This window comes from Zhihengliuella salsuginis, from assembly GCF_014651715.1.
In the GTDB taxonomy this organism is placed as follows: Bacteria; Actinomycetota; Actinomycetes; order Actinomycetales; family Micrococcaceae; genus Zhihengliuella; species Zhihengliuella salsuginis.
Genome location: NZ_BMXK01000004.1, coordinates 96866 through 110592 on the forward strand (window position 1 = coordinate 96866; position 13727 = coordinate 110592).

At 70.2% G+C, this 13727-nt stretch carries 19 protein-coding genes and 1 riboswitch; of the genes, 6 read left to right on the forward strand and 13 right to left on the reverse strand.

What is annotated here, in order from left to right; all coding sequences use genetic code 11:
* Positions 1 to 62: 62 nt before the first annotated feature.
* Positions 63 to 1373 (reverse strand): LLM class flavin-dependent oxidoreductase, encoded by a 1311-nt coding sequence (locus IE069_RS05355; RefSeq protein ID WP_189349092.1) that lies wholly within the window; start codon positions 1371 to 1373, stop codon positions 63 to 65.
* Positions 1373 to 2170 (reverse strand): 3-oxoacyl-ACP reductase, encoded by a 798-nt coding sequence (locus tag IE069_RS05360; RefSeq protein WP_189349093.1) that lies wholly within the window; start codon positions 2168 to 2170, stop codon positions 1373 to 1375. The genes IE069_RS05355 and IE069_RS05360 overlap by 1 nt, the downstream gene beginning before the upstream one ends.
* 86 nt (positions 2171 to 2256) lie before the next feature.
* Positions 2257 to 2352, reverse strand: a riboswitch (TPP riboswitch).
* 178 nt (positions 2353 to 2530) lie between these two features.
* Here IE069_RS05360 and IE069_RS05365 point away from each other — a divergent pair.
* Positions 2531 to 3022 carry a DUF1877 domain-containing protein gene (locus IE069_RS05365; protein ID WP_189349094.1) on the forward strand — a complete coding sequence of 164 codons (492 nt, stop codon included), beginning with the start codon at positions 2531 to 2533 and terminating at the stop codon, positions 3020 to 3022.
* An 11-nt stretch (positions 3023 to 3033) separates the two neighbouring features.
* Here IE069_RS05365 and IE069_RS05370 read toward each other — a convergent pair whose 3' ends face one another.
* The 4 genes from IE069_RS05370 to IE069_RS05385 all read right to left on the reverse strand — a co-directional run bounded on the left by IE069_RS05370 (position 3034) and on the right by IE069_RS05385 (position 6431).
* Positions 3034 to 3330, reverse strand: coding sequence for an ester cyclase (locus IE069_RS05370; RefSeq protein WP_189349095.1), 297 nt, complete (start codon positions 3328 to 3330; stop codon positions 3034 to 3036).
* A gap of 69 nt (positions 3331 to 3399) precedes the next feature.
* On the reverse strand, positions 3400 to 4143 hold the full coding sequence (locus tag IE069_RS05375; RefSeq protein ID WP_189349096.1) for a sulfite exporter TauE/SafE family protein: 744 nt from the start codon (positions 4141 to 4143) through the stop codon (positions 3400 to 3402).
* 121 nt (positions 4144 to 4264) lie between these two features.
* Positions 4265 to 5932: an ABC-F family ATP-binding cassette domain-containing protein gene (locus tag IE069_RS05380; RefSeq protein ID WP_189349097.1), complete on the reverse strand. Its 1668-nt coding sequence runs from the start codon at positions 5930 to 5932 to the stop codon at positions 4265 to 4267.
* Between the two features lie 40 nt (positions 5933 to 5972).
* A complete protein-coding gene (locus tag IE069_RS05385; RefSeq protein ID WP_189349098.1) occupies positions 5973 to 6431 on the reverse strand; it encodes a GNAT family N-acetyltransferase in 459 nt (152 codons plus the stop codon).
* Between the two features lie 71 nt (positions 6432 to 6502).
* Between IE069_RS05385 and arfB the strand changes: the two genes are divergently transcribed.
* The gene (arfB, locus tag IE069_RS05390; RefSeq protein ID WP_189349099.1) at positions 6503 to 6943 is read left to right on the forward strand and encodes an alternative ribosome rescue aminoacyl-tRNA hydrolase ArfB; all 441 of its coding nucleotides are present in this window, start codon (positions 6503 to 6505) and stop codon (positions 6941 to 6943) included.
* Between the two features lie 25 nt (positions 6944 to 6968).
* Here arfB and IE069_RS05395 read toward each other — a convergent pair whose 3' ends face one another.
* The 3 genes from IE069_RS05395 to IE069_RS05405 form a co-directional block, all read right to left on the reverse strand.
* On the reverse strand, positions 6969 to 7742 hold the full coding sequence (locus IE069_RS05395) for an isocitrate lyase/PEP mutase family protein (protein ID WP_189349100.1): 774 nt from the start codon (positions 7740 to 7742) through the stop codon (positions 6969 to 6971).
* 75 nt (positions 7743 to 7817) lie between these two features.
* Complete coding sequence (locus IE069_RS05400; protein ID WP_189349101.1) at positions 7818 to 8045, reverse strand: ferredoxin; 228 nt, start codon at positions 8043 to 8045, stop codon at positions 7818 to 7820.
* Between the two features lie 67 nt (positions 8046 to 8112).
* Entirely contained in the window at positions 8113 to 9165 is a 1053-nt protein-coding gene (locus IE069_RS05405) for a fatty acid desaturase family protein (RefSeq protein WP_229790970.1), read from the reverse strand.
* 170 nt (positions 9166 to 9335) lie between these two features.
* On the opposite strand from IE069_RS05405, the gene IE069_RS05410 reads away from it, so the two are divergent.
* On the forward strand, positions 9336 to 9635 hold the full coding sequence (locus IE069_RS05410; protein ID WP_189349102.1) for a DUF1905 domain-containing protein: 300 nt from the start codon (positions 9336 to 9338) through the stop codon (positions 9633 to 9635).
* Here IE069_RS05410 and IE069_RS05415 read toward each other — a convergent pair.
* Complete coding sequence (locus tag IE069_RS05415; protein WP_189349103.1) at positions 9625 to 10245, reverse strand: class I SAM-dependent methyltransferase; 621 nt, start codon at positions 10243 to 10245, stop codon at positions 9625 to 9627. The genes IE069_RS05410 and IE069_RS05415 overlap by 11 nt on opposite strands.
* Positions 10246 to 10366: 121 nt before the next feature.
* Here IE069_RS05415 and IE069_RS05420 point away from each other — a divergent pair, with 121 nt between their 5' ends.
* Together IE069_RS05420 and IE069_RS05425 are read left to right on the forward strand one after the other, a co-directional pair.
* Positions 10367 to 11563 carry a N(5)-(carboxyethyl)ornithine synthase gene (locus IE069_RS05420; RefSeq protein WP_189349104.1) on the forward strand — a complete coding sequence of 399 codons (1197 nt, stop codon included), beginning with the start codon at positions 10367 to 10369 and terminating at the stop codon, positions 11561 to 11563.
* 84 nt (positions 11564 to 11647) lie between these two features.
* The gene (locus IE069_RS05425; protein WP_189349105.1) at positions 11648 to 11839 is read left to right on the forward strand and encodes a hypothetical protein; all 192 of its coding nucleotides are present in this window, start codon (positions 11648 to 11650) and stop codon (positions 11837 to 11839) included.
* A 59-nt stretch (positions 11840 to 11898) separates the two neighbouring features.
* Here IE069_RS05425 and IE069_RS05430 read toward each other — a convergent pair whose 3' ends face one another.
* Complete coding sequence (locus IE069_RS05430) at positions 11899 to 12447, reverse strand: GNAT family N-acetyltransferase (RefSeq protein ID WP_189349106.1); 549 nt, start codon at positions 12445 to 12447, stop codon at positions 11899 to 11901.
* 105 nt (positions 12448 to 12552) lie between these two features.
* Here IE069_RS05430 and IE069_RS05435 point away from each other — a divergent pair, with 105 nt between their 5' ends.
* Positions 12553 to 12969, forward strand: coding sequence for a GNAT family N-acetyltransferase (locus IE069_RS05435; protein ID WP_189349107.1), 417 nt, complete (start codon positions 12553 to 12555; stop codon positions 12967 to 12969).
* Positions 12970 to 12992: 23 nt separating this feature from the next.
* Here IE069_RS05435 and IE069_RS05440 read toward each other — a convergent pair whose 3' ends face one another.
* Together IE069_RS05440 and IE069_RS05445 are read right to left on the reverse strand one after the other, a co-directional pair.
* Positions 12993 to 13394, reverse strand: a complete 402-nt coding sequence (locus IE069_RS05440) for an SMI1/KNR4 family protein (protein WP_189349108.1) — start codon at positions 13392 to 13394, stop codon at positions 12993 to 12995.
* A gap of 3 nt (positions 13395 to 13397) precedes the next feature.
* Positions 13398 to 13718 (reverse strand): DUF7716 domain-containing protein, encoded by a 321-nt coding sequence (locus IE069_RS05445; RefSeq protein ID WP_189349109.1) that lies wholly within the window; start codon positions 13716 to 13718, stop codon positions 13398 to 13400.
* Between the last annotated feature and the right edge of the window lie 9 nt (positions 13719 to 13727).

The following is a 13727-nucleotide window of genomic DNA, read 5'->3' on the forward strand; positions in this document are numbered from 1 at the left end:
GCGTGCCTGCGGGAGTGGCGGTCCGGGTGCGCGCCGCCCGGCGCCCCGATCCGGCCGGCCGGCTACCCGAGCAGGTGTGAGCGGAGCGTGCGCCCCTCGTAGGCCCGGCGGAACCGGCCGCGCTCCTGCAGGACCGGGACCACGAGGTCCACGAAGTCGTCGATGCCCTCCGGCAACGACGGCGGCATCAGGTTGAAGCCGTCGGCTCCCCCGCCGTCGACCCACCGCTCGATCTCGTCCGCGATCTGCTCCGGGGTGCCGATGAACGTGGCGTGCCCGCCGCCGGCGGCCAGGTAGCCGAGGAGCTCGCGCACGGTCGGCCGCGTGCTCTCGATGATGCGCAGCACCGTGGCGTAGCGGCCCTGCGGGCCCCTGAACTCCTCCAGCGGCGGCAGGTCCGGAACCGGGGCGTCGAGCTCCCAGCCCGAGGTGTCGGCGCCGACGAAGAACGCCAGCTGGCGCAGCGAGTCCTCGACCGGCAGCAGCTCGTTGAGCCCGCGCTGGATCTCCTTCGCCTCCTGCTCGGAGGACGCGACGTAGGTGACGAGGCCGGGCATGACCGCCACGCCGTCGGGGTCGCGGCCATGCTCGGCCACCCGGGACCGGATGTCCCGGCGGTACGCGCGCGCCGACTCCAGATCCCAGGCGACCGCGTAGATGCCCTCGGCGCACCGGGCCGCGAGGTCGCGCCCGGGCTCCGAGGCGCCCGCCTGGAACACCACCGGGCGGCCCTGGGGCGGCTGCGGGACGTTGAGCGGCCCGGCGACGTCGAAGTACCGGCCGCGGTGGTCGATCGGGTTCAGCTGCCCGGCGTCGGTGTAGGTTCCGGAGCGGTCGGCGACGATCGACTCCGCCGGCCACGAGTCCCAGAGGCCGGAGAGGACGGTGACGAACTCCGCCGCCCGGGCGTACCGCTCCTCGTGGCCGGGGAGCCCGGCCATGGAGTGGTTGTGCGCCTCCGCGTCGGTCATCGAGGTCACCACGTTCACTCCGGCCCGCCCCGCGGAGATGTGGTCGAGGCTCGCGAGCTGCCGGGCCGCATTGAAGGGGTTCCAGAACGTGCTGGAGACCGTGGTGACCAGGCCGATCCGCTCCGTCGCCCGGGCCAGCGCGGTGAGGGTCGTGATCGGTTCGAGGAACCACCGCGGTCCGCGGTCGATCCCGTCGAGTCCCGCCGACTGCCCGTCGGCGAGGAAGATCGCGTCGAAGAGCCCCCGTTCAGCCGTCCGCGCGAGCTGCTCCCAGTAGCCGATGTCCCCCAGGCGGTCCACGCTCGACGCCGGCGCGCGCCAGGCCGCGGCGTGGTGTCCGCACCCGTGCGCGAACAGGTTCAGGTGCACCTGCCGGGCCCCGCCGTCGTTCCCTGGGGCCATCAGTTCTTCACCAGCCCGCCGTCGATCACGAGGTTCTGGCCCGTGGCCGCCCGCGCCCAGGGCGAGGCGAAGAAGAGGACGGCGTCGGCGAACTCCGCCGGCGTCGTCACCGACCGCAGCGGCGTGGACTCGGCGATCGCGTCGAAGACCGGCTCGGGCGTGGCCGCGCTGGCGTCGGTCGTGCGCAGGAGCCCGCCGCTGACCATGTTCACGCGGATGCCGCGCGGCCCCAGGTCGTCGGCGAACGTGCGCGTGAGCGACAGCAGGGCCGCCTTGGCCGCCGTGTAGTCGTGGTACGGGACCACGGGGTGCTGGAAGAGGTTCGTCCCGACGTTGATCACGCGGCCGGACCCGAGCTGTTCGAAGCCGGGCAGAGCGGCCTGGACGACGTTCACCGCCCCCTGGATGGTTCCCGCGAACTGGTCCGCGAACTCCCCGTAGCCGATCTCGTGCGCGTGGGACCGGGCGTCGCCGTTGAAGGAGAAGCCGACGAGGGCGTTGTTGACCACCGTCGACACGGGAGAGCCGAACGCCTCGTTGGCGCGGGCGACGAGCGCATCGACCTGGGCCCGGTCGCGGACGTCCGCCCGGGCGGCGACGACGCGGCCCGGATGATCGGCGGCGAGCTGCTCGGCCGCCTCGCGGCTCTCGTGGTAGCCGACGGCGACCTTCGCCCCCTGGCGGAGGAAGGCCTCGGTGATGGTGCGGCCCAGGCCGCGCGCGCCGCCGGTGACGAGGACCGTCTGGTCCGCGAGGGCCGGCGCCTGCCGGCCGGTGGTGGTTTCGATGGTGCTCATGTGCGCGCCCTTCTGCTGGTGGCGAGGGCACGTCGGGAGGCATCGCCGCGGCCCGGCCGGATGGTCGGAACCACCGGCCGATGCGCGGAAGCCGCATCGGACATTCCCTTCGCCAGTACTAACTGGATCAGGTTCGACGGGTCTCATCTCAGCCACCGGCGGTGGCGCCCCGAGTCATTGCACTAGGACGCTACCACGACGCCGCGTCGCCAGCACGGGCGCATCCAGCAGGACGGGGCCGCCCTGCTCGAGGGGCCGCGGCATCCACTGGACCGCCACCGACGCACGCTGCGCCCCGGGTTGTCCACAATCGCGGCCGCCCGGCCCACGGCCGATGGCATGTGCACCAGCATGGTGCCCATGGGAATCAGATACTACGCATACACATGGCCTGCCGAAGACATCGACCAGGTCCTCCGGAATCCCGGAGCCGCGCTGTCAGTCGATCCGTTCGCCGATGCATGGCTCACCCCGCCGGATGAACAGCCCGACATGCTGTACCTGGACAAGATGTGGCCCGATTTCCAGCAACTGACCGCCTCTGATGGGCGCGAGCACCCGCGCCCGTGCCACCGCATGTTCGAGGGAGAGGTCAGCTACTGCGCCGATGAGGGCTGGTCCTGCTGGCACCCATGGATCAGGGCCATCGCCCCGGACGAGACCGGCGTCATCGCACGCGACCTCGCAGCACTCACGGACGCCGAGATCACCGCGCGGTTCGGCACGGGGAACACATCCGAGTCCCGGTTCAGGAACACCCGATCGACGCTGTGCACCTACCTCGACACCGCCAGGAAATTCACCGAACGCGCCGCCGGGCAGGGGCGGGGCCTCGTGTACCTGATCGGATGAATCCCCCGAGCTCACTCCTCCGTGAGCTGCCGCATGAGCGCCGCGTCGTCGCGAACGCCCCAGAACTCGCGCAGCAGACCGTCCTCGAAGCGCATGAACCGGGCGTAGCTGATGGCGACCTCGCGGCCGGTCGCGGGGACGCCGTTGAGCTCGCCGCTGTGCGTGCCGTGGAACGTGCAGTTGAGCGGCACCATTTCGCCGTCCGCAACAAGATGGTGGATCTCCCAGCGCATGTCGGGGAAGACCCCCAGGAGCCACTTCATGACCCAGCGCCATCCCTCCGGGGCCGTGGCCTCCCGCGGGCTCATAGTCCTTCTCCCCTCCTTGAAACCGGAGTTTCCTCTGCGATCTGCCGGGGGTCAAGGGGCCGTCGTCGTTCAGATGAGCAGGTTCACCGCGCCGAGTGCGGTCAGGACCAGCACGGCGACCTCGAATACCTTCTGCGGGATCCGCGAAGCGAGCCAGCGGCCGGCGAAGGCCCCGGCGACGACGAGCGGGACGAGCGAGACGGCGATGGCGAAGATGTGCGCATCTAGCAGGCCGAGGCCGATCTGGAACGGCAGCTTCGCCAGGTTCACGACGAAGAAGAAGTAGGCGGCGGTGCCGAGGAAGGCCTTCACGGGCAAGCGCATCGAGAGCAGGTACAGGCTCATGACGGGTCCGCCGGCGTTGGCGACCATGGTCGTGAACCCGCCGAGCGTCCCGTAGCCGTAACCGGCGGCGCGCGACGGCGAGGGGACAGCATCGGCGCGCGCCCTCTCCCGGCGCTGCCAGAGAGCGAAGCCCAGCAGCGCGAGCAGGATCGCCCCGATGACGCGGCGCACGACGTCGTCCGTGGAGGCGCCCAGGAACACCGCGCCGACGACCATGCCGGCCAGCACGCCAGGGACCAGCCTGCGCAGGGTGCGCCAGTCGACGTCGTTCCGGTACATCCACACGGCGAAGAGGTCGCCGACGATCAGGAGCACGAGCAGCGCGCCTGTGGACTCGCGGGCCGGCAGGACGGCGGCGAAGAGCGCGACGCAGAGGGTCCCGGCTCCGGGCAGGGCGGTCTTCGCGAAGCCCGCGAGCAGGGCACCGAAGCCGAGGACCACCCAGCCGAGGACATCGAGTTCGATCACCGGCCAACCTTATGCGAGAGCCGGCTCCACGGGCGGGATCGTGAAGCCGCGTGCGCCTTTGCTGATCGCAAGGGTGGCAGCCGGGCGCGCGAGGATCGCAGATGACGGTGGCGCGCGTGCCTCAGAGCTCGGTGACGATGCCCTCCTCGACCCGCCAGTGGCGGTCGGTCTTCACGGTCGCGAGCATCCGCCGGTCGTGGGTGACGAGCAGCAGCGTCCCCTCGTAGGATTCGAGCGCCTGTTCCAGCTGCTCGATGGCGGGCAGGTCGAGATGGTTGGTGGGCTCGTCGAGGACCAGGACGTTGACGCCCTGCGCCTGCAGGAGAGCCATGCCGGCGCGCGTTCGCTCCCCCGGCGACAGCTCGTCGACGGGCCGGTTCACGTGCTCGGCCTTGAGCCCGAACTTGGCCAGCAGGGTGCGCACCTCCGCCGGGGCCATCTCCGGGACGACGTCCTCGACAGCCGTGACGAGATTCCCGGCCCCGGCCAGCTGGGAACGCGCCTGGTCGATCTCGCCGATCTGGACGCTCGCGCCGAGGCTGGCGGTCCCCTCATCCGGCGTCTGGTGTCCCAGCAGCGCCCGCAGCAGCGTCGACTTCCCGGCGCCGTTGGGCCCGGTGATGCCGATCCGCTCCCCCGCGTTGACCTGTAGGGACACCGGGCCGAGCGTGAACGCCCCCTGCTTCAAGACGGCCCGGCTCAGCGTCGAGACCACCGAGCTGGAGCGGGGAGCGGAGCCGATGGTGAAGGCGAGCTGCCACTCCTTGCGGGGCTCCTCGACCTCCTCGAGCCGGGCGATCCGGCTCTCCATCTGGCGCACCTTCTGCGCCTGCTTCTCGCTCGATTCGCTCGCGGCCTTGCGCTTGATCTTGTCGTTGTCGGGGGACTTCTTCATCGCGTTGCGCACGCCCTGGCTCGACCACTCCCGCTGGGTGCGGGCGCGGGAGACGAGATCGGCCTTCTTGCCCGCGAACTCGTCGTACTTCTCGCGCTGGTGGCGGCGGACCGTCGCCCGCTCCTCCAGGTAGGCGTCGTAGCCGCCGCCGTACACGCGGTTCGCGCCCTGCGCCAGGTCGAGCTCCAGTACGCGCGTGACGCACCGCGAGAGGAATTCGCGGTCGTGGCTGACCAGCACCACTCCCCCGCGCAGGCCGCGGACGAAGCCCTCGAGCCGTTCGAGCCCGTCCAGGTCCAGGTCGTTGGTGGGCTCGTCCAGCAGGACGACGTCGAAGCGCGAGAGGAGGAGCGCGGCCAGTCCGACGCGGGCGGCCTGCCCGCCGGAGAGCGACGTCATCAGGGTCTGTTCGGCCCGCACGCCGTCGAGGTCGAGGCCCAGATCGGCGAGAACCAGCGGGAGCCGTTCGTCGAGATCGGCCGCCCCGCTGGCCAGCCAGCGGTCGAGAGCCGCCGAATAGACGTCCGCGGGGTCGCCGCCTCCCATTGCCTGGGCCGCCGGGTCGCCGAGCGCCTCCGCCGCGGTCTCCATGTTCCGTGCCGCCTCGTCGCACCCCGTGCGGCGGCCGATGTAGGCGGCGACGGTCTCGCCGGGGACCCGCTCGTGCTCCTGCGGCAGCCAGCCGACGAACGCGTCGGAGGGGGCCAGCGTGACGGATCCGTCCTGGGGCGCGTCGACGCCGGCGAGCAGCTTGAGCAGCGTGGACTTGCCGGCGCCGTTGGCGCCGACGACCCCGACGACGTCGCCCGGGGCGACCGTGAGATCAAGAGAATCGAAGAGCGTGCGGTGGCCGTACCCGCCGGCCAGGCCGTGGGCGACGAGTGTTGCGGTCATCGAACGATTCTCCCACGCGCACGTCGGCGCCGGTGCCGGGTCAGCGGCCGCACAGGTCCGGGCTCGACCAGGGCCAGTCGGCGATGATCCACGCGCGCACGTCCTCCGCCAGCGGCCCGTCGAGCTCGGCGCGGTCGGCGCGCACCCAGGACTGGACCGTCACGTCGTTGCCGGCGGAGGCCGACGGGTACAGATAGACGCAGCCGATCACCTGGCCCCCGGCGGGGTCCAGGACGGTGAAGGTGAAGCCCTTCCCGGCCGCGAAGTCGGCGGCGTGGCGCTGCAGGTCCACCAGGTTCCGCTCGGGGGTCATCCCCTCTTCGGGCGGCCAGGAGCCGTCCGGGTAGCCCGGCGTGGCGCGGATGTGCTCGATGCTCGACGTCCACGCAGCGAGGTCGGAGGCGTTGTGCTGCGGGCCGAGGGGCTCCAGGTGGAAGCGGTCGGTGTCCAGCGACGTCGGCGCCGCGAACCCCTCCGGCACGAATGGATGCTGGCTCATCTGCTGATGATACCGGCCGACCGGCGGGCTCCGACATGCGCGGGACCGCGGGAGTGGGGCACACTCGTGGCATGGACGATCTTCGAGTGCCCCCGGGCCCCGGTGCGCCCCACGGCCTCCGTGTGCCCGCGGCAGAGCTCTTCGAGCAGTTCGCCCGGGCCTCCGGGCCCGGCGGACAGGGCGTCAACACGACCGACTCGCGGGTCCAGCTCAGTCTGGATCTGGGCACGACGACGGCGCTGGACGAGGTGCAGCGCGAACGGGTCCTGGCCCGGCTCGCCGACCGGCTGACGGGCACGGTGATCACCATCGACGCCTCGGAGCACCGCTCGCAGTGGCGGAACCGGACCGCGGCGCGGCAACGGCTGGCCGCCCTCCTGCGCGACGCCGTCGTTCCGGCACTGGTCCGGCGGCCGACACGGCCGACGCGCGGTTCGCAGCGGCGCCGGCTGGACGCGAAGCGGCAGCGCGCGGACGTCAAACGTCACCGCCGGAGGCCGGGAGCCGACTGACCGCCCGGCGCCCGGCGCCTGCCGGTCAGCTGCCGGCGACCCACCTCGAGAGCTTCTCCGCCGACACCTCGGCCAGCCACATCTGCCACTGCGGCCCGAAGGTGAAGCGGCGGGCGCCGAGCGCGGTGAGAGCGGCCAGGTCGCCGGCGGCGTGGCCGTTGACGGGGTGCACCGTCAGGTTGACGGGTACGCTGACCGCCTCGACGAGACGGGTCACGTCGTCGGCCGATGACAGCCCCACGGGGTAGACAGCGCGGGCGCCGGCCTGTTCCATCAGCTTCGCCCGCTCCACCGCTTCGGCGAGCGGGTCGGCGAACACCTCCGGTCCGAACTTGAGGGCGTCGGTCCGCCCGTTGATGACGAATTCGACACCCGCCGCGTCGGCGGCCTGCCGGGCGGCGGCGATGTAGTCCGCGTGCTCGTTGCGGTCGCGGACGCGTCCACCCTCGGAGCGGACGACGTCCTCGATGTTGGCCCCGACCGCGCCGGCCTCGAGCACCCGTTCGATGAGCTCGGCGGGAGCCAGTCCGTAGCCGGACTCGACGTCCGCGCTCACGGGGACGTCGACCGCGCCGGTGATCCGCTTGACCACCGCGAGGTGGTCGGCGAAGTCCATGTTCTCGCCGTCGGAGCTTCCGCTGGCGTCGGCGATGGGGTGGCTACCGGTCGTGATCCCCTCGAAGCCCGCGTCCACAGCGGTGCGCGCGCTCCAGACGTCCCACACCGTGGGAAGGACGACCGCGCGGCCGGACTCGTGGGCTGCGGCCAGTGTGCTGGCAAGTTCTTTGACGTTCGGCATGAAGATCTCCTCGGCTGTGTGCTCTCGCGATCGGGCATGGATGTCCGTCAGTGTCAGACTAGGTGCATTCTCCGCTCATGTCAGGTGGTCGAATGGCGGAATCGGGTGCTGTTCGATCTGGATGGTTCCCGAGGGGCACAGGTACTCGGCCTCGCGGACCGCCTCCCACTCGCTCTCCGGCGGTTCGGGCTCCAGCAGTTCCACGAAACCGCGATTCTCGTCGCGGTTGCGGAAGACCCGGGGAGCGACGAGCCCGCAGTTGCCCGAGGCCACGCACATTGAACCGTGAACGGTGACTTTCATCGGCTTCTCTCCTCTCCTGGTGCCGTGCACGGCACCCGTTGTCCTCGTCCTCTCGTCGGCCGGCTCGTCATCCTCGGTACCTCTGCACCAAGGGGCAGGCGAACGGATCCCGGTTCTTCAACCCGACCTGGTTGAGGTAGGAGACCACGGTGACGGAGGCGCCGGCCAGCGTCTCCTGCGCATAGGGGATGCCGACCCGGCTGCAGTGCTCCCGCACGATCGCCTGCAGTGCCGGAAGGCTGGGCCGGGGCACGGCGGGAAACAGGTGGTGCTCGACCTGGAACTGGAGGCCGCCCAGCAGCAACCGGGCCAGGGGCCCGTCCACGACATTGCGCGACATCCGCACCTGCCGGCGCAGGAAATCGAGGTGGACGCCGGCGGGGACGATCGGCATGCCGATGTGGTTGAGCGCGAACGCCCCGCCCAGCAGGAGGCCGAAGGTGCCGATCTGGACCCCGACGAATGCGAAGGCCATGCCCATCGGCAGCACGGCGAACAGCAGCGTCAGGTACGCCGCGTGTCGAACAATGATGAGCGCGAGCTCGGTGGCCCGATGCGGCACCGACCCGGCGCTGCAGAGCATCCTCAGGGAGGCGACGTGGAGGTTCAGGCCCTCCAGGAGCAGCAGCGGGACGAAGAAGTATCCCTGGCGGCGGGCGAGCCAGGCGCTCAGACCCTCGCGGCGATCGGTGGCCGCGGGGGTGAGGGCCAGCAGGTTGGACTCGATGTCCGGGTCAGTCCCTTCGCGGTTCGGATGCGCGTGATGGGTGTTGTGCTTGGCCATCCACCAGCTGAAGCTGAGGCCCATGAGCAGCCCGGAGATGATGCGCGAGGTCCATTCGTTCCACGACCGCGAAGCGAACACCTGACGGTGCGCGGCCTCGTGCGAGAGGAAGCCCAGCTGCGCCATCACGGCGCCGAAGAGCGCGGCGACGATCAGTTGGAGCCACGTCTCGCCCAGGAGTACGACGCCGGCCAGCACGGCCGCCAGCGCCAGCACCCACCCGCCGATCCGTGTCGCGTAGAACGCGTAGCGACGCCGCATCAGGCCGGCGTCGTGCACCGTCAGGCTCAGCTGGCGGTAGGACTCCACGTACTCTGCACGGGACAAGAGCGGCACCCATCCTTCTTGCGCGTGCCGTACTCGCACGGCACTGCCGGTCGGTCTGCGCCCGGCTGACTAGCTGCTGAGGGCTACATTAGACAGGAATGCCCACCCGTTCAATGCCCTGCCCGCGGCACGACGACGGCGGGGCGGGCCGGCCGGGCGCCTCTGCTAGCGTCAGCCGCATGCCCTGGACGTTCGCAGCCGAACTCGTCGAATGGCGCGGACCGGCCCCGTTCGTGTTCGCTCCGATGCCGACGGCGATGTCGGCCGAGCTGAAAGAGGCCGCGCGGCATCTCATGTACTGGGGTCAGATCCCGGTCTCCGCGACCATCGGCGACACCCGGTTCGATACCGCGGTGTGGCCCAAAGACGGGCGGTTCCTGGTCCCGATCAAGATGAACGTCCGGCGGGCGGAGAGCATCGACGTCGGCGACGTCGTCTCCATCGGTCTGGAGGTGCGCACGGGCCGGCTCAGGAGCTGACTTCGGCGGTTCCGGCGTTCCGCAGGACGGTGACGGCGAAGTCGGCGTCGTCGTGCCAGGCCTTGAGATCCCAGGTGGCGAACCGGTGCTCGACCCGCAGCCCGGCGTCCGCCACGTGGCGGTCGAAATCGGCGAGCGCCAGGTGCCGCGCCACGTGGAATCCGACGATGATGAAGCCCTCGGGGCTGACGCAGGCGGCGACCCGGCGCAGCACCTCGGTCTCCGTTCCGGGCGCGAGGAAGACCATCACGTTCCCGGCCAGGAGCGCCGCGTCGAACGGCTGGGACTGCCCGAGCGAGTCCAGCTCCAGCTCGGACAGGTCGACGACGGCGTACGTCGGGCCAGGGTGATCCTGCCGGGCCGCGGCGATCAGCTCGGGATCGGCATCTACCCCGACGACGTCGTGCCCGCGCGCGTGCAGCTCGCCGGCATGACGGCCCGGCCCGCAGCCGGCGTCGAGGATCCTGGCCCGGCGCGGAACCATGGCATCGACCAGCCGGGCCTCCCCGATCAGGTCCTCGCCCTCGGCGGCCATCTCGCGGAAGCGGCCGATGTACCACTGCGAGTGCCCGTCCTTGGTCTCTGTCACCCAACGCGTCGGTTCTGCCATGGACCCATCGTAGTCGCGGCCTCCACGCGCGGGCACCTCTGATCGCCGTCCCCCGTCCGCAGGGCGTGCGCGTACAATCGGCACAGGAGCTGCCTCTGGTTCCCCTATGACGGGAGTCCGGATGTCCGGCACCACTCACCCTTCCCCCTCTTCGACCAGCACGCTGCTCACGCTCGGGCTGCTGGCCGGCTCCTCGATGGAGAACGAGCGGCGGCTGCCGATCCACCCCCACCACCTCGACCGGATCGACCCGGATCTCCGCGCGCGGATGATCGTCGAGCGCGGCTACGGCGCCGACTTCCAGCTGGAGCCGGGCTACGTCGAGTCCCGGGTCGGCAGGGTCGCGGACCGCTCCGAGGTGATCGCAGCGGCCGACGTGCTGCTGCTGCCCAAACCGCAGGCGGCCGACGTCGCCGCGATCCCCGAGGGCCGCGTGCTGTGGGGATGGCCGCACTGCGTACAGGACGCCGGCATGACCCAGACGGCCATCGACCGCCGGCTCACGCTGATCGCGTTCGAGGCGATGAACCACTGGAGCAGCCGCGGCGACTTCAACCTGCACGTCTTCCACAAGAACAACGAGCTCGCCGGCTACTGCTCGGTGCTCGACGCCCTGCGCCTCACCGGAACCACGGGCGTGTACGGGCCGCGCCGCAGCGCCGTCGTCATCGGTTTCGGCGCGACGGCGCGCGGCGCCGTGACGGCCCTGAACACGCAGGGCTTCCACGACATCCAGGTCCTCACCCAGCGCGACGTCTCGGCGGTCGGCTCCCCGATCCACGGCGTCCACATCGCCCAGCTCAACACCGGCGGCGGCGAGGTCCACCTCAGCGAGGTCCTCACGCAGGACGGCAACGTCCTGCTCCCCGAGTTCCTGGCCTCGCACGACGTCGTCGTCAACTGCACGCTCCAGGACGTCGGAGCCCCGCTGACCTACCTGCGGAACGAGGACCTGAAGGCGTTCGCCACGGGCAGCCTGATCATCGACGTCTCCTGCGACGCGGGGATGGGGTTCGAGTGGGCGAAACCCACCGGGTTCGACGACCCGATGTTCACGGTCGGCGACGGCGTCGACTACTACGCGGTCGACCACAGCCCGTCGTACCTGTGGGACTCGGCCACGTGGGAGATCAGCGAGGCGCTGCTGCCGTTCCTGCGCACCGTCATGGAGGGCCCGGACGCGTGGGCGGAGAACCTCACCGTCTCCCGGGCGATCGAGATCCACGACGGCGTGATCGGCAACCCCAGCATCCTGGAGTTCCAGGGCCGCGAGGCGGCCTACCCGCACAGCCGCACTGCGTCGTCGTTCAGCCGGTAGTGCTCGGAAGTCCCGGCGCTGCTCCTCGATCGCCGCGAGGGGAACCCGGTTCCGATCCGCTACTGCGGGGAGCGACGCCAGGGATTGAGCGTCGGCGAAGACCACGCGGCGATCCTGGACGCCCGCAAACCCGAGGTGACCTCGGAAATCGACGGGCACACCTCGTTCGCCGTGGAGATGCAGCTCTTCGACAGCATCCCTTGGGACGAGGAAGAAGACGGTCTGCGCGACGATACGGGCGTGCTGCGGATGATCTCCGACGAGGAGATCTCCTGACTCCGCTGCCGGACGAGGTGTCCCCGCCTCGGTCTGGAAGATCGTTCGTCCCCGCGACGTCAGCGGACCCAGTCGCGGCGCAGCAGGCCGTACACCCACGAGTCGGACACGTCTCCGTCGACGATGCAGTCCTCGCGCAGCGTCCCCTCGAGTTGGAAGCCGAGCTTCTCGAGCACGCGGGCCGACGCCGCATTGCGAGTGTCCGCCTCCGCCTGAACCCGGTTGAGGTCGAGTGATTCGAAAGCCCACGTCAAGAGGGCACGTGCCGATTCCGTCGCATAGCCATGTCCCCAGGCCGCTCGACTGAAGCAGTAGCCCAGGGACGCGCTCCGGAAATCCGGATTCCAGTCGTTGAAGGTGCACCAGCCGAGGAAACTCGCGTCGGAAGCGCGCTCGACGACCACGCGCGTGCCGCTTCCGTCCTCCTCCATCGAGCGGTTCCGCTCCATGAAGCGCGCCACCGAGGTTCGATCGGTCCACGGCGGCGAATCCCAGTAGCGCAGCACATAGGGGTCGCTCTGCAAAGCGAAGAGCGCGTCGCCGTCATCATCGGCGAACGGACGCAATCGCAGTCGATCCGTCTCCAGGGTTGGCGTCGAGAGGGTCATCGAACCAGTCTCACACGAGTCTCCGAGCGAAGTCAGTGCCCGGCTTCAGCGAATGCGCAGGGCGCGACGCGGCGATCGCTAGGCGCCGCGTGTGAGAATCGGCGTATGACACTCAGCTATCAGAGCGGGGACGTTCCCGATCGGGGCGAGCTCACGGCCCTGTACGCATCCGTGGGATGGTCCGCCTACACCAAAGATCCCGCGCGGCTCGCGGCGGCCGTCGCCGCCTCACTGCATGTCGTGACGGCGCGGGATGGGGTCCGGCTGATCGGACTCGCGCGCGTGGTGGGTGACGGGCTGACCATCGTGTATCTGCAGGACATCCTGGTTGCTCCCGAACATCGGCGCGCCGGGATCGGCCGCGAACTCTTCCGCCGGGCTTTCGAACCGTTCGGCGACGTGCGCCAGAAGCTGCTCATGACCGACGACGAGCCCCGGCAGCTCGCGTTCTACGAATCGATGGGCTTCACCGAGATCCGAGACATGCCGCACCCGATCCGGGCCTTCGCGAAGTTCGGCTGAGGCCGTTTGCGCACGACGAACTCTCAGCCCTCGCGCTCGCCCAGGCTCGTGCCCAGCAGGAGAAGCTCGTCCAAAGACTCGGCGCAGAGCTCCATGCTCTCCTCATCCATGGCGCCCATGTCCACCTCGTAGATACGGCGGTCTTGGAGGTTCAGCAGGATCGCGGAACCGCCGCCGTCGTCACCGATCATGAAGAAGCCGGGCAGGCAGGTCTGCACCTCGTAGTCGGCGTTCCGCTGGACGACGCCCTCGACGCCGAGAATCGACAGGCTGCCGTCGGTGCACATCCCGTCCGAGACCCGCACAAGCTCCACGAAATCACCGGGCAGACGCCTGCCGTATTCGGCCTCTTCGCGCTCGATGGCGGCGGGCGATGCGGGAGGATTCAGCGTGAACGTCACGGCCAGCTCACTTCGCGACAGCATGGCTCAAAGCTCCCACACGATGAATGCGTCCCGAGCGAGGTAGTGCCGGAACGCGAGGAGCAGATCGGCCGTCGCCGGGTTCGCCCGCTGGGCTCTGGCGTTCGCGACGATGCTCTGCACGTCGTCGACGCTGAGGACGTAGTCGTAGCCGAGCGCGATGGCCTCCGCCGGCAGGTCCGTGGCGTCGTCGACGACGTCGTCCACGTCCCACACCAGCACCGGTGTGGACTCGTCGAATCCCCGGCGCTGCGCGGGAGCGTACAGGGCATGCGTCCACGGCAGCTTCTCGGCGGTCTTCAACACCTCGCCCAGCAGCATGTTCATGATGACCGG

What these genes read in the sequence shown, in the direction of transcription:
- IE069_RS05360 (WP_189349093.1), bottom strand. Translation starts at nt 2,170, where the DNA reads ATGAGCACCATCGAAACCACCACCGGCCGGCAGGCGCCGGCCCTCGCG.
- IE069_RS05395 (WP_189349100.1), bottom strand. Translation starts at nt 7,742, where the DNA reads ATGCCGAACGTCAAAGAACTTGCCAGCACACTGGCCGCAGCCCACGAG.
- IE069_RS05415 (WP_189349103.1), bottom strand. Translation starts at nt 10,245, where the DNA reads ATGGCAGAACCGACGCGTTGGGTGACAGAGACCAAGGACGGGCACTCG.
- IE069_RS05385 (WP_189349098.1), bottom strand. Translation starts at nt 6,431, where the DNA reads ATGAGCCAGCATCCATTCGTGCCGGAGGGGTTCGCGGCGCCGACGTCG.
- IE069_RS05430 (WP_189349106.1), bottom strand. Translation starts at nt 12,447, where the DNA reads ATGACCCTCTCGACGCCAACCCTGGAGACGGATCGACTGCGATTGCGT.
- IE069_RS05435 (WP_189349107.1), top strand. Translation starts at nt 12,553, where the DNA reads ATGACACTCAGCTATCAGAGCGGGGACGTTCCCGATCGGGGCGAGCTC.
- IE069_RS05380 (WP_189349097.1), bottom strand. Translation starts at nt 5,932, where the DNA reads ATGACCGCAACACTCGTCGCCCACGGCCTGGCCGGCGGGTACGGCCAC.
- IE069_RS05440 (WP_189349108.1), bottom strand. Translation starts at nt 13,394, where the DNA reads ATGCTGTCGCGAAGTGAGCTGGCCGTGACGTTCACGCTGAATCCTCCC.
- IE069_RS05410 (WP_189349102.1), top strand. Translation starts at nt 9,336, where the DNA reads ATGCCCTGGACGTTCGCAGCCGAACTCGTCGAATGGCGCGGACCGGCC.
- IE069_RS05370 (WP_189349095.1), bottom strand. Translation starts at nt 3,330, where the DNA reads ATGAGCCCGCGGGAGGCCACGGCCCCGGAGGGATGGCGCTGGGTCATG.
- IE069_RS05400 (WP_189349101.1), bottom strand. Translation starts at nt 8,045, where the DNA reads ATGAAAGTCACCGTTCACGGTTCAATGTGCGTGGCCTCGGGCAACTGC.
- IE069_RS05365 (WP_189349094.1), top strand. Translation starts at nt 2,531, where the DNA reads ATGGGAATCAGATACTACGCATACACATGGCCTGCCGAAGACATCGAC.
- IE069_RS05420 (WP_189349104.1), top strand. Translation starts at nt 10,367, where the DNA reads ATGTCCGGCACCACTCACCCTTCCCCCTCTTCGACCAGCACGCTGCTC.
- arfB (WP_189349099.1), top strand. Translation starts at nt 6,503, where the DNA reads ATGGACGATCTTCGAGTGCCCCCGGGCCCCGGTGCGCCCCACGGCCTC.
- IE069_RS05355 (WP_189349092.1), bottom strand. Translation starts at nt 1,373, where the DNA reads ATGGCCCCAGGGAACGACGGCGGGGCCCGGCAGGTGCACCTGAACCTG.
- IE069_RS05445 (WP_189349109.1), bottom strand. Translation starts at nt 13,718, where the DNA reads ATGAACATGCTGCTGGGCGAGGTGTTGAAGACCGCCGAGAAGCTGCCG.